Genomic DNA, 12,556 nt, shown 5'->3' with positions numbered 1-12,556 from the left:
CGTTCACCGGGCCGCCCGACAGGKTCATGAACGACATCGGCTTCGCCACGATCACCCGCCGGCDCGCCGGACCCGGCGGCCCGATCCGCCCCTCCACCACTTGAGCCTGGGCCTTCCCGGCCCGCTTGAACCGGCCCCCGACCCGCTCCGCCAGCAGGTCCGCCACCATGAACCCCACGTTGTGCCGGTTCATCGCGTACTCCGGCCCCGGATTGCCCAGCCCCGCGATCAGCCAGGGCGCCGCCGCGTCATCGGTCGTCACGTCCGTGTCTCCCTCCTTCACGTATTCACGCCTCCGCGCATCGAAGAATACGAAGCCTCCGCGGGCGACGAAGCCCGCGAGGACGATCAGGCCTCGGCGGCCTCCTCCTCGCCCTCCGAGACCTCCTCGGCCTGCGCGGCCAGGACCTGCAGCACGACGGTGTCCTCCTCGACCGTCAGCTTCACGCCCTCCGGCAGCACCAGGTCCTTGGCGAGGACCGCGGCACCGGCCGCCAGACCCTGCACCGAGACGGTCACGTTGTCCGGGATGTTCGTCGCCTCCGCCTCGACCGGCAGCGCGGAGAGGACGTGCTCCAGCAGGTTGCCGCCCGGGGCCAGTTCACCCTCGGCGAGCACGGGGATCTCGACGGTGACCCGCTCGCCCCGCTTCACCTTCAGCAGGTCCACGTGCACCAGGTCACCGCGCAGCGGGTCACGCTGCACGGCCTTCGGGATCGCCAGCTGGCTGCCCTCACCGTCGATGACCAGCTCGATCAGCACGTTCGACGTACGCAGCGCCAGCAGCAGCTCGTGGCCCGGGAACGTCAGGTGCAGCGGCTCGAGACCGTGCTCGTACACCACACCCGGGACCTTGTCCTCACGACGGACACGACGCGCGGCACCCTTGCCGAACTCGGTACGGGTCTCGGCGTGCAGCTTCACATCGGCCATGCTCATCACTCCTCGAAGTCAGTTACGGACGTGGTCACCCGGCCACGAACGGCCTGCTACGAAGAGCACGTCGATTACGGACCGCCGTACCCCGCTCCTCAGAAGCGATACGGCCTCCCTCGCCGAGCAACTGCAGCAGTCTACTCGGACGGGGAGGCCGCACCCAAAACGATCTCCCGGACCACCAGGGGGCCGGGCTGCAGAACCCTTACTGCTCGTCGAACAGGCTCGTCACCGAACCGTCCTCGAACACCTCACGCACCGCACTCGCGATCGTCGGCGCGATCGACAGCACCTTGATCTTGTCCAGCTCGGCACTCAGCTCGTGCGGAGTCGGCAGCGTGTCCGTGAACACGAACTCACTCACCCGCGAGTTCTTCAGCCGGTCCGCCGCCGGACCCGACAGCACACCGTGCGTCGCCGTCACGATGACGTCCTCCGCGCCGTGCGCGAACAACGCGTCCGCCGCCGCACAGATCGTGCCGCCCGTGTCGATCATGTCGTCCACCAGGACGCACACGCGGCCCTTCACCTCACCGACCACCTCGTGGACCGTGACCTGGTTCGCCACGTCCTTGTCCCGCCGCTTGTGCACGATCGCCAGCGGCGCGCCCAGCCGGTCGCACCAGCGGTCCGCCACCCGCACCCGGCCCGCGTCCGGCGAGACCACGGTCAGCTTCTCCCGGTCCACCTTCGCCCCCACGTAGTCCGCGAGCAGCGGCAACGCGAAGAGGTGGTCGACGGGACCGTCGAAGAAGCCCTGGATCTGATCCGTGTGCAGATCCACCGTCAGCACCCGGGTCGCACCCGCCGTCTTCATCATGTCCGCGATCAGACGCGCCGAGATCGGTTCACGGCCCCGGTGCTTCTTGTCCTGCCGCGCGTAACCGTAGAACGGCACGATGACCGTGATGGACCTGGCCGACGCACGCTTCAACGCGTCGATCATGATCAACTGCTCCATGATCCACTTGTTGATCGGTGCCGTGTGGCTCTGGATCAGGAAGCAGTCGGCACCACGGGCCGACTCCTCGTACCGCACATAGATCTCGCCATTGGCGAAGTCGAAGGCCTTCGTCGGGACGACCTCGACCCCCAGCTGGCGGGCGACGTCCTCGGCAAGCTCGGGGTGGGCGCGGCCGGAGAAGAACATCATCTTCTTCTGGCCGGTCGTCTTGATCCCGGTCACAGCACTTTCTCCTCAGAGGTTTCGCAGGTATCGCGGGGACTCGCGGGTGGCGAGGGGGTACGCGGCTCGGTCGCGAGCGGCTTCTCGGTCCGTATGCGAGGAGCCGTCTCGGCAGGTGGGGTGCAGATGTGCATTTATCACGGTACGCCGAATCGGACGCGCCGCTTTTCGGTCACCCCTCCTCGGCCGACCCCTGCGAAGCCGCCTCCGCCGCCTTCGCGGAAGCACTCCCCGGGCGCTTACGAGCCACCCAACCCTCGATGTTCCGCTGCTGGCCACGGGCAACGGCCAGTGAACCGGGCGGCACATCCTTCGTGATCACGGAGCCGGCAGCCGTGTAAGCACCGTCCCCGACAGTGACAGGTGCCACGAACATGTTGTCCGACCCCGTCTTGCAGTGCGACCCGACCGTCGTGTGATGTTTGTCCTGTCCGTCGTAGTTCACGAACACGCTCGCCGCACCGATGTTCGAGAACTCGCCGATCGTGGCATCCCCCACGTACGACAGATGCGGAACCTTCGTCCCCTCACCGATCGACGCGTTCTTCGTCTCCACGTACGTACCGATCTTGCCCTTGCGCCCGAGCCGCGTCCCCGGACGCAGATACGCGTACGGCCCGACGGTCGCCTCCGGCCCGATCTCGGCACCCGCCGACACCGTGTTGTCCACCCGCGCGCCGGCCCCCACCCGCGTGTCCGTCAACCGCGTGTTCGGGCCCACCTCACAGCCCTCGGCGAGATGCGTCGCACCGTGCAGCTGCGTCCCCGGATGCACGGTCACGTCCTGCTCGAACGTCACCGTCACATCCACCCACGTCGTCGCCGGATCGACCACCGTCACCCCGGCCAGCATGGCCTCCGTCAGCAGCCGGTTGTTGAGGATCCGCCGCGCCTCGGCGAGCTGCACCCGATTGTTGATCCCCGCGATCTCCCGGTGATCACCCGCCACCGACGCACCCACCCGGTGCCCGGCCTCACGCAGGATGCCCAGCACATCGGTCAGGTACTCCTCACCCTGGCTGTTGTCCGTCCGCACCTTGCCCAGGGCGTCCGCCAGGAGCTGCCCGTCGAACGCGAACACCCCGGAGTTGATCTCCCGGATCGCCCGCTGCACATCGGTGGCGTCCTTGTGCTCCACGATCGCCGTCACGGCGCCCGTGTCGTCCCGCACGATCCGGCCGTACCCGGTCGCGTCCGGCACCTCGGCCGTCAGCACGGTCACCGCGTTGCCGTCGGCGGAGTGCGTGGCGGCGAGGTCCCGAAGCGTCCCGGCGGTCAGGAGGGGCGTGTCCCCGCAGACCACGACCACGGTCCCCTCGACGACACCACCCAGCGCCTCCAGGCCCATCCGCACGGCGTGACCGGTGCCGTTCTGCTCCTCCTGCACGGCGGTGCGGACGGCGGGGGCGACCTCGGCGAGGTGCGCGGTCACCTGCTCGCGGGCGTGGCCCACGACGACGACCAGGTTCTCCGGCTCCAGCTCACCGGCGGCGGCGAGCACATGGCCCACCAGGGAACGGCCACAGATGTCGTGCAGGACCTTCGGAGTGGCCGACTTCATACGGGTGCCCTCACCCGCTGCGAGTACGACGACGGCTGCCGGGCGGTTGGCGCTCACGGGATGCCCTTCGGCTGTGTGGGGTGGGGGTGGACAACCGCAGGATACCGGGGCGTTCGTGGGGGGACATGAGTGCGGGTCCTGACCGAGGGTTCGACCGGTCAGGACCCGAACTGGGGTTGTGCTGTGGCTCCCCCGCAAGGATTCGAACCTTGTCCTACTAGATCCAAAATCTAGTGTGCTGCCAGTTACACCACGGGGGACAGCGCCTCAGACCTTACCGGAGACATGCTTGCGCGTGGGTCACGATGGCGCCCCACCAGTCCTCGACGCGACGGTGCGGCTCACTGCTCTGTCGCACGGTGAGGACGAGACACCCGCGGTCGCACGTCGGCGGACGCGGAAGCCGGTGGTCTGCCGGTGCCGTCCGCCGGCCGGCCCACAGCTTGCCGTGCCGGTGGCGAGCCCCTCCGTAACGTGGTCTGTATGGCGGATGACACGGGCGGACCGGAAGTCGCCGGGGATCCGGTGTCCCGTCCGCCGGCTGCACGGATCCTGCGCCCTGGGTGGTGGCTGGTGTCGGCCGTCATCGTGTCGGCAGCCGCGCTCGTCGCTCTGAACCGGCGCCACGACCTGGTCCTGGCCCTGCGTCTGATGGGGGCGGTCCCGCCGGGACGGCTGGGACTCGCCGCCCTTCTCGAGGCGCTGTCCCTGGCCTGTATGGCGGCGATGCAATGGTGGCTGCTGAGGGCGGGTGACGCCCGTCTGAGGTTCGGCCGTGTGGCCGTGATGATCCTGGCGGCCAACGCGGTGGCCGGGGCGCTCCCCGCCGGGGCGGCGTTCGCCGCTGCCTGGCTGTTCCGACAGTTGCGGCGCTGCCGTGTGTCGCCGGTGCTCGCGGGCGCCGTCCTCGCGGTGTCCGGCGTGTTCTCCGGTCTCGCCCTGTTCTCACTGCTGGTGGCCGGCGTTCTGGCCGGTGGAGGAGCAGGAGCTGCCGTCGGCCTGCGAACTGCGGTGCTCTGGCTGGCGGCGGCCCTCGTTCTCGTCACCGCCGGGACGGTCGCCCTGGCGCGTTTCCCGCCCGTGCGGCGCCGGGTCTGGCGCGCGTGGCGGCGGATCGGGGTCCGTTCCCCCCGCATGTGGAACATCGAGAACGGGCTGTCCCACCTCGTTCGACACGTGAGAGCGAAGCAGCCCGGTGTACGCCCATGGCTGACGCCGTTCGCCCTGGCCGTTTCCAACTGGGCTCTCGACGTGGCCTGCCTCGGCGCCTGCGCATGGGGACTGGGTATCGCGCTGCCCTGGCCGGGGACGCTGGTCGCCTACGTCCTCACCCAGCTGGCGGGGGCCCTGCGGCTCACGCCCGGCGGCCTCGGAATCGTGGAAACCAGCCTTGCCGCGCTCCTGGTGCTCTACGGGCTGCGCGTCGACCAGGCCATCGCACTGACACTCCTGTACCGGATCGCGAGCTACTGGGCCCCGCAGGCGATCGGCTGGACGAGCTGGCTCGGCCTCACGATCGCCTCACACCGGCGGGCGCACACCGAACGCGGAGAGCCGGAGACGTGATGCGTGCCGTCGCCGTGGTCCTTCGTCGTGGTCCTTCCCTGTGGGCGCTTCCCGGCCGCGGAGTGAGAATGGACGGGACAGGTTCTCCGCTGCACCGAGAGGTGGGCAGGTGGGCCAGGCGGCGATCAGTGTTACCGGTCTCAGCAAGCGGTTCGGGACGGTGACGGCACTGGACTCGGTGGACTTCGAAGTCCGGCCCGGTACCGTCCTCGGCCTGCTGGGGCCCAACGGCGCTGGTAAAAGCACGGCGATTCGGATCCTGACGACGATCGTGCGCCCGAGCGCAGGCCACGCCGAGGTCCTCGGGCACGACGTGGTCCGCGAAGCGGCGACCGTCCGGGGCCTGATCGGTCTGGCCGGGCAGTACGCGGCGGTGGACGGCAACCTCACCGGCCGGGAGAACCTGCGCATGATCGGACGGCTCACCCACGTGCGGCGCTCCCGGATCCGGGTCCGCGCGGCCGAACTGCTGGAACGGTTCGACCTCACCACCGCGGGCGAGCGTCTCGTGCGGACTTACTCCGGCGGCATGCGCAGACGCCTGGACGTAGCCGCCGCGCTCGTTCCCGACGCACCGGTCCTCTTTCTCGACGAGCCCACCACGGGCCTCGACCCGCACAGCCGCAACGCGCTGTGGGACCTGATCCGACACCTCGTCGACGACGGTACGACCGTGCTGCTGACCACCCAGTACCTGGACGAGGCCGACCGACTCGCACATCGGGTGGTCGTCATCGACCGGGGACGGGTGATCGCCGACGACACCCCGGCCCGTCTCAAAACGCACCTGGGCGACACCGTCATCGAGTTCGACATGGGAGAAACCCGGCGGGCCCTGCGGGCGGCCGAACTGCTGCGGGCGCACTTCGCGGATTCGCCCCGCGTCGACGCGTCCCGGGTCCGCCTGGCCTCACGCGACGGATCACGCCAGTTGCTGGACGGCCTCCGGCTCCTGGACGCGCACGGCCTGGTGCCCAGCACCGTCGCCGTACGGGAAGCCAGCCTGGACGACGTGTTCCTGCAGCTGACCGGGGACCGGTCATGACCCGTGCCGCCACCGGACCCGCCCAGCGCCCGGGGCTGCTCGCCCAGCCCGGAACGCGGCTCGTGCGGACCGCCGGGGACGGTCTGACCGTCGCATGGCGGAATCTGACCGCCCTGCGACGAATACCGCGGCTGCTGGTGTTCTCGACCATCCAGCCACTGGTCTTCGTGCTGATGTTCCGGTACGTCTTCGGAGGTGTCGTCGCGCCGGCCCTCCACGGAGTCAGTTACGTCGACTTCCTGATTCCGGGCATTTTCGTGCAAACGGCGGTCTTCGGGGCCATGAACACGGCGATCGGCCTGGCCACGGACATGCAGACCGGCCTGATGGAGCGATTCAGGTCGCTGCCGATGGCCAGATCCGCGGTGCTGGTGGGGCGAACCACGGCGGATCTCGGGCGCCACGTCTTCGTGGTGGCGCTGATGACGGGGGTGGGGTTCGCCATCGGTTTCCGCATTCACGCCGGCGTGTGGGCGCTGCTCGGCGGAATCCTGCTGGTGCTGGCCTTCGGGTTCGCGATGTCATGGATCTTCGCGGTGGTCGGCATGGCGGTCGGTGATCCGGAGACGGCCCAGGCCGCGGCATTTCCGGTTCTGGCCCCCCTGGTCTTCGCGTCCGCGGCGTTCGTCCCCGTCGACACCATGCCCGGATGGCTGCAGGCGTTCGCCCGGCACCAGCCGGTGTCACGGACCGCCGAAGCGGTCCGTGACCTGGTCCTCGGGGGGCCGACCGCACAGGACGTGTGGCAGGCGCTCGCCTGGGACGCGGGCATTGTGCTGGCGTTCGCACCACTGGGCGTATGGCTCTATCGCAAGGCGGTGTGAGGGGGCGTTCCGCGACCGTGTACCTGCCGGGTGCGCGTGTCATGCGCATACCGTCCGGGTGGAATGTGGGCTTCCCGGGTCGAACGGTGCGCGATTCAGTAGTTCGAGTGATTTCGACTCCTGTCGCATCCGAACGGTCACGGATCGTGATGGAGTTCGGTCGGGGAAACTGCCCGGAAAACCGGCATCGCGCGCCCGTAGGCTGGAGGGCATGACCACGACGGGGGAAGATCATGTGGCGGCCGGCGGAGGGCCGTGGTGGTGGGGCAGGCGGCGGAGTGCCGCGCTGGATGTGAGCCTTGCGGCGGTGTCCGCGCTGGAGTGCGGGCTGGAGGGGATCCCGTTCGCGCGGGACGCGGGGATCCCGGTGGCCGCGGGGGTGGTCTTCGGGCTGCTGGCGGGTTCCGTGCTGGTGGTGCGGCGGCACTGGCCGATCGCCGTGGTGCTGGTGGTGATCGCCATCACGCCGGCCCAGATGGGCTTTCTGATGGGCCTGGTCGGCCTGTACACGCTGGCCGCGTCGGAGTTGCCGCGCCGGATCATCGGGTCGCTGGCGGGGATGTCGCTGGTGGGGACGCTCATCGTGACGTTCGTGCGGGTGCGGCAGGACATGGCGCGCGGGGAGCTGACCCTGGGGGACTGGTTCGTTCCGTTCGCGTCGATCACGACGTCGCTGGGGCTGACCGCGCCGCCGGTGCTGCTGGGGCTGTACGTGGGGGCGCGGCGGCGGTTGATGGAGAGTCTGCGGGAACGGGCGGACAGCCTGGAGCGGGAGCTCCAGTTGTTGGCGGAGCGGGCCGAGGAGCGGGCCGAGTGGGCGCGTGACGAGGAGCGGAGGCGGATCGCGCGGGAGATGCATGACGTGGTCGCGCACCGGGTGAGTCTGATGGTGGTGCACGCGGCGGCGTTGCAGGCGGTGGCGCGGAAGGATCCGGAGAAGGCGGTGAAGAACGCCGCGCTGGTGGGGGACATGGGCCGGCAGGCGTTGACGGAGTTGCGGGAGATGCTCGGGGTGCTGCGGTCCGGCGGGGGCGGTGGAAGCCGGGGCACCGGGGACGCGGTGCCGTTGGTGGCGGTGGGTGTGGCGGCGGCCGCGGCCGCGTCGCGGGCGGTGGACGAGGCTCGGGGTGCGGGGGGCGAGGGGCCGAGGCTGGCGGAGATCGGCGAGTTGGTGGAGCAGTCGGCGGCTGCGGGGGTGGTCGTGGATCTGTCGGTGGAGGGTGAGGGCCGGCCGTATGCGGGGGAGGTGGAGTCGACGGCGTATCGGGTGGTGCAGGAGGCGTTGACGAACGTCCACAAGCACGCGCCGGGGGCGAAGACGTATGTGCGGCTCGCGCATCGGGTGTCGGAGATCGCGATGCAGGTGGAGAACGAGCCGCCGCCGGAGGCGGGGGCGTCGGCGCGGTTGCCGTCGGGTGGGAACGGTCTGGTGGGGATGAAGGAGCGGGTCTCGGCGCTGGGCGGGGTGTTCGTGTCGGGGCCGACGGATGCGGGGGGTTTCCGGGTGTCGGCGGTGATCCCGGCGTCGTAGCCGAGGGCCGGGGCCGGGCCCGTGGGCCCGGAGGCGTGGTCAGCCGGTGGTGAGGCGGGCGGGCTGGGTGCCGGTGACGAGGGCGGTGAGGGCCTGGTCGATGTGGTGGCCGAGGTACCAGTCGCCGGTGTGGTCGAGGGCGTAGACGCGGCCCTGGGCGTCGATGGCGATGAGGGTGTGGGTGTCGGTTTCGGCGCCGACGGGGCAGACGTCGGTGTCGAGGGCGCGGCCGAGGTCGCCGAGGGTGCGGGCCATGTGGAGGCCGTGCAGGGGGTCGAGGTGGAGGGTGGCGGGGGCGAGTTGGCGGCCGGTGCCGACGGGGGCGATGCGGAGGCCGCCGAATTCGGCCCAGGCTTCGACGGCGGAGGGGAAGACGGCGTGGCGGTGTCCGGCGGGTGAGGTGTGCTCGCGCAGGGTGTCGGCCCAGATCTCGGCTTGCTTGATGTCCCAGCGGCCCGGTCGCCAGCCGGCGGTGCGCAGGGCGGCGTCGACGGGGTCGGGGAAGCGCGGTGGGGTTCCCCCTGGCTCGGGTGGGGCCGGGCGGTGGGGGGTGGGGGTGCGGTCGGTGTGCATCTGCCGTTCGTCCGTCGTCGTGGTGGTGGCCGGTCGGTGCCGGGGGAAGGTGGGGGGCGGGGGTTATCCGGGGTCGACGACGCGGACTCCGAAGTGGGCGGTGAGGGCGGTGCAGGCGCGACAGGGGGCGGCGAAGCCTCCGTGGAGGGGGTCGCCGTCCTCGCGGATGTGGCGGGCGGTGAGTTTGGCTTGTTTGAGCGCTTTGCGCGCTTCGCCGTTGGTCATGGGTTTGCGTGCGGCGCGTTTGCTGCGGGCGTTGTCGGCGGCGGTGAGGTGCCGGGAGATGAGGATGGTTTCGGCGCAGCGGCCGGTGAAGCGGTCGCGTTGGCCGCTGGTGAGGGTGTCGAGGAAGTCCTGGACGAGGGGGTGCAGGTCGGGGGGTGTGTCTCCGCGGGCGGCGGTGCCGGTGAGGGTGGCGCCGCGGATGGAGAGGGCGGCGGCGATGGTGGGCAGGATGCCGTCGCGGCGGTGGTGGAGGAGAGGGGTGTGGGCGGCGTCGGCGGCGCTCCAGCCGACGCGGGGGTCGCCGGTGCGGGGGGCGCCGGGTCGACCTGTGTGGGCTCCCTGGTGGGCCCCTGTTTGCGTCATATTCATGATCGTCTTTTCCTCCCGCGCATCCCCCGGAAGGTCACAGAGTGCCAAATGGCGTGGCTGATGGGGAAGCTGGGGCGGAGTGACACGCCCAGGTTTGGGCTGACTGTCACGGGAGGGTGACGGTTGGTCACGGAACCGGAGGGGTGAGCGGTCGGTGCCCGGTGACCGGTGCCGTCGTACCGCATAGGCTGTCGGCACCGCGATTCCTGCGGTGATCCGTGCGGATGGCGTGCGGGGCACCGGCGGGAAGCGGCGGTAAGCAGTCGAAACAGACGTGACAGTCGAATACGTTCCGTAACGGCCCGAGGGTGGTCGGTGCGGGGCGTACAGAGTGCCGCAGGGGGCAACCGCCATGACGACAGGTCGGCTCGGGCAGAAAACCGTGCCGCCGAATGCGGCCTATGCCGGGCAGGTCGTGCACTTCCCGGATCCGGTGCGGGCGGCCCGTCACCCGAGAGGGGTACGGGTGGACGAGCGTGGTTACCCCGATTTCTCGCCGTACGCGCGTGCGGCCGCGGAGATCGCGGAGCCGCCGGAGGGTTTCGGTGTCGACGAGCTGCGGCTGACGGACTACGTGTCGGCGAACGCGGCGCTGGCGGCGACCGGTCATGAGCTGTGGGACACGGTGCCGGCGGTGGCGACGCCGCACGGCTGGACGTGGCATCACGTGGTGGCGTCGCGGCGGCTGGAACTGGTGCCGGTCGAGGTGAAGGCGTTGCTGCGGCACCACGGTGGTGTGGTGACCTCGGGCGTGGACCAGGACAAGCGGGGGACGCGGCCGCTGCAGGAGACGCGTCCGGCGCATTTCGGGCTGCCGAAGTCGGGGCTCGCGGTGACCGAGGCGCAGGTGCTGGGGGTCGAGGAGGACCTCGGGTACCGGCTGCCGGGCGCGTACCGGTCGTTCCTGAAGGTGGCGGGCGGTTGCGCCCCGGTGGGGACGGCGCTGGACGCGGAGCTGGGGCTGCTGGTCGACCAGCCGTTCTTCACGGTGCGGGACGAGGCCGCGGTCAATGACCTGGTGTACGTCAACAAGTGCCTGCGTGATCACCTCACCAAGGACTACCTGGGGGTCGCTTTCGTCCAGGGCGGTCTGCTGGCGGTGAAGGTGAAGGGCGACCGGGTGGGTTCGGTGTGGTTCTGCGCGTACGACGACGCGCGGGACGTGGACCCGTCATGGACGCCGGCGGAGCGGGTGGAGCGGCTGCTGCTGCCGTGCGGGGACGACTTCGACGCGTTTCTGGCACGGTTGGCGGGGTCGCCGCCCGAGTTGGAGACGGTGGCGAATCTGATGGTGGACGGCGGCTTCGCGCAGGTCGTTCCGGTTTCCTCCGCGGGGGAGTGAGGTCTGGCGATGGTGACGTTCGCGCAGGCGCAGGAGCGTGCGGAAGAGTGGATCAACGGGGATGTGCCGTCGTACCAGCACCGTGAGGTGCGGGTGCGGGAGTTCGGTCTCGGGTTCGTGGTGTGGGCGGAGGACCGTGCGGACGGGCCGCGTTCGGACGGCGGCGCGCAACGGCTGGTGATCGCCCGGGACAGTGGTGAGGCCTCGTTGTGGCCCGCGCTGGCGGTGGGTGAGGTGATCCGCCGGTACGAGGAGGAGTACGGCCGTGCGGAGGCGGTGCCGGAGCCGGCGCCCGCGGCGCGGGTGGATCTGAATCAGACGTCGTTCCTGTTGAGTCCGCCGGAGTGGTTGCAGGAGGCCGCGGACCGGCTGGGGATTCCGGATCGTCGGGGGGAGACGTCGGGCGGTGCGGCGGGGGCGGCCGGTACCGCCGGTGGTGCCGCCGCGGCGGCGGGCACGGGGGCCGGTTCCTCCGGTGCCGCCTGGCCTGCTGCCGGTGGGGGTGGCTCCCAGGCGGGGACCGCCGGAGTCGGTACCGGTGCCGGTTCCGGTGCGTCGGGTGAGCCGGCCGGGGCGACGCCGTGGGCCGGTACGGACACGAACGCCGATACCGGTGAGGACCGTTCCGTGCCGCTGCCGGAGACCGTGTTCGCTCCGCCGCTGAGCCAGTCCGACGACGACACGCCGCCGCCGGCGGCGCCGGACGCGCAGACGGCACTGATCTCGGGCGGCAGCCGGCTGCCGCCGACGGCGGTGGGCCCGGCGCTCCAGGTCCCGAACGCGCAGGTGCCGCCGGGTGCGCCGGCGTATCCGTCGGCGCCGGACGCCGGGGACATCGCCGACGCCGCGACCAGCAAGGCGCCGCCGCCGCGCCGCGGCTCGGGTTCGACGACGCCGCCTCCGCCGGGCGCCCCGGGCACGCCGGGCACGCGGGCGGGGGCCACGCCTCCGCCGCCGTCCGTGCCCCCGCCGGGTCCCGGCACGCCGGGGGGTCCGGCGGGCGGGTACGTACCGACGCAGATGATGTCGTCGCTGGGGTCCAACGGACTCAGCGGTTTCGAGGGTCCGGAGGGCCCGGGAAGCGCCCAGGGCGGCCGGCCGGCGGGGTGCATCACGCCGCGACGGTGTTCGCCGACCCCGGCCGCCCGGGGGCCGGCGGGGGCGCGCCGCAGCCTCCCGGCCCGCCCGGCGTCCCCGGCGCGCCGCAGCCCCCGGGGGCCCGGGGGCCCCGGGAGGGCGTGGTCCCGTGCACCACGGCGAGACCATGCTGGCCGGTCCTCCGGTCGGCGGCCCCGGCGCACCTCCGCCGCCGCCCGGTGTCCCCGGGACGCCGCCTCCCGTGCCCCCCGGCGTTCCCGGCGGTGTGCCCGGTGCGGTGCCTCCGGCGTACGGCTATCC

The 12,556-nt window shown here is 71.3% G+C and carries 10 protein-coding genes, 1 tRNA gene and 2 pseudogenes; 6 read left to right on the top strand and 7 right to left on the bottom strand.

Annotated features, from left to right (window positions below; all coding sequences use genetic code 11):
- The 5 genes and pseudogenes from DIZ27_RS42065 to DIZ27_RS42045 form a co-directional block, all read right to left on the bottom strand.
- Positions 1 to 262, bottom strand: a pseudogene (locus DIZ27_RS42065) (aminoacyl-tRNA hydrolase); the annotation flags it as partial.
- 86 nt (positions 263 to 348) lie between these two features.
- Complete coding sequence (locus DIZ27_RS42060) at positions 349 to 933, bottom strand: 50S ribosomal protein L25/general stress protein Ctc (RefSeq protein ID WP_109383586.1); 585 nt, start codon at positions 931 to 933, stop codon at positions 349 to 351.
- 208 nt (positions 934 to 1,141) lie between these two features.
- Positions 1,142 to 2,122: a ribose-phosphate diphosphokinase gene (locus DIZ27_RS42055; protein WP_109383585.1), complete on the bottom strand. Its 981-nt coding sequence runs from the start codon at positions 2,120 to 2,122 to the stop codon at positions 1,142 to 1,144.
- Between the two features lie 172 nt (positions 2,123 to 2,294).
- Positions 2,295 to 3,740 carry a bifunctional UDP-N-acetylglucosamine diphosphorylase/glucosamine-1-phosphate N-acetyltransferase GlmU gene (gene glmU, locus DIZ27_RS42050; RefSeq protein ID WP_109383584.1) on the bottom strand — a complete coding sequence of 482 codons (1,446 nt, stop codon included), beginning with the start codon at positions 3,738 to 3,740 and terminating at the stop codon, positions 2,295 to 2,297.
- Positions 3,741 to 3,867: 127 nt separating this feature from the next.
- Positions 3,868 to 3,943: transfer RNA gene (locus tag DIZ27_RS42045), tRNA-Gln, on the bottom strand.
- Positions 3,944 to 4,166: 223 nt separating this feature from the next.
- Here DIZ27_RS42045 and DIZ27_RS42040 point away from each other — a divergent pair.
- The 4 genes from DIZ27_RS42040 (at position 4,167) to DIZ27_RS42025 (ending at position 8,649) form a co-directional block, all read left to right on the top strand.
- Positions 4,167 to 5,249, top strand: a complete 1,083-nt coding sequence (locus DIZ27_RS42040) for a lysylphosphatidylglycerol synthase transmembrane domain-containing protein (RefSeq protein WP_109383583.1) — start codon at positions 4,167 to 4,169, stop codon at positions 5,247 to 5,249.
- A 109-nt stretch (positions 5,250 to 5,358) separates the two neighbouring features.
- A complete protein-coding gene (locus tag DIZ27_RS42035; RefSeq protein ID WP_109383582.1) occupies positions 5,359 to 6,294 on the top strand; it encodes an ATP-binding cassette domain-containing protein in 936 nt (311 codons plus the stop codon).
- Positions 6,291 to 7,118: an ABC transporter permease gene (locus DIZ27_RS42030; protein ID WP_109383581.1), complete on the top strand. Its 828-nt coding sequence runs from the start codon at positions 6,291 to 6,293 to the stop codon at positions 7,116 to 7,118. The genes DIZ27_RS42035 and DIZ27_RS42030 overlap by 4 nt, the downstream gene beginning before the upstream one ends.
- Before the next feature lie 211 nt (positions 7,119 to 7,329).
- The gene (locus tag DIZ27_RS42025; protein ID WP_109383580.1) at positions 7,330 to 8,649 is read left to right on the top strand and encodes a sensor histidine kinase; all 1,320 of its coding nucleotides are present in this window, start codon (positions 7,330 to 7,332) and stop codon (positions 8,647 to 8,649) included.
- A 39-nt stretch (positions 8,650 to 8,688) separates the two neighbouring features.
- Here the strand turns inward: DIZ27_RS42025 and DIZ27_RS42020 are convergent, their stop codons facing one another.
- Positions 8,689 to 9,222, bottom strand: a complete 534-nt coding sequence (locus tag DIZ27_RS42020) for an SUKH-3 domain-containing protein (RefSeq protein WP_109383579.1) — start codon at positions 9,220 to 9,222, stop codon at positions 8,689 to 8,691.
- Positions 9,223 to 9,285: 63 nt separating this feature from the next.
- On the bottom strand, positions 9,286 to 9,816 hold the full coding sequence (locus DIZ27_RS42015; protein WP_109383578.1) for a YwqJ-related putative deaminase: 531 nt from the start codon (positions 9,814 to 9,816) through the stop codon (positions 9,286 to 9,288).
- Positions 9,817 to 10,168: 352 nt separating this feature from the next.
- On the opposite strand from DIZ27_RS42015, the gene DIZ27_RS42010 reads away from it, so the two are divergent.
- Together DIZ27_RS42010 and DIZ27_RS48125 are read left to right on the top strand one after the other, a co-directional pair.
- A complete protein-coding gene (locus tag DIZ27_RS42010; RefSeq protein WP_109383577.1) occupies positions 10,169 to 11,158 on the top strand; it encodes an SMI1/KNR4 family protein in 990 nt (329 codons plus the stop codon).
- Positions 11,159 to 11,167: 9 nt separating this feature from the next.
- Positions 11,168 to 12,556: pseudogene (locus DIZ27_RS48125) on the top strand (hypothetical protein); the annotation flags it as partial.

The sequence above is a fragment of the Streptomyces sp. NWU339 genome (assembly GCF_003143855.1).
GTDB lineage: Bacteria > Actinomycetota > Actinomycetes > Streptomycetales > Streptomycetaceae > Streptomyces.
This window is presented reverse-complemented; position numbering and strand designations above follow the sequence as displayed.

Coding starts and splice junctions, on each gene's coding strand:
- DIZ27_RS42060 (WP_109383586.1), bottom strand. CDS start 933: ATGGCCGATGTGAAGCTGCACGCCGAGACCCGTACCGAGTTCGGCAAG.
- DIZ27_RS42040 (WP_109383583.1), top strand. CDS start 4,167: ATGGCGGATGACACGGGCGGACCGGAAGTCGCCGGGGATCCGGTGTCC.
- DIZ27_RS42030 (WP_109383581.1), top strand. CDS start 6,291: ATGACCCGTGCCGCCACCGGACCCGCCCAGCGCCCGGGGCTGCTCGCC.
- DIZ27_RS42025 (WP_109383580.1), top strand. CDS start 7,330: ATGACCACGACGGGGGAAGATCATGTGGCGGCCGGCGGAGGGCCGTGG.
- DIZ27_RS42020 (WP_109383579.1), bottom strand. CDS start 9,222: ATGCACACCGACCGCACCCCCACCCCCCACCGCCCGGCCCCACCCGAG.
- DIZ27_RS42015 (WP_109383578.1), bottom strand. CDS start 9,816: ATGAATATGACGCAAACAGGGGCCCACCAGGGAGCCCACACAGGTCGA.
- DIZ27_RS42010 (WP_109383577.1), top strand. CDS start 10,169: ATGACGACAGGTCGGCTCGGGCAGAAAACCGTGCCGCCGAATGCGGCC.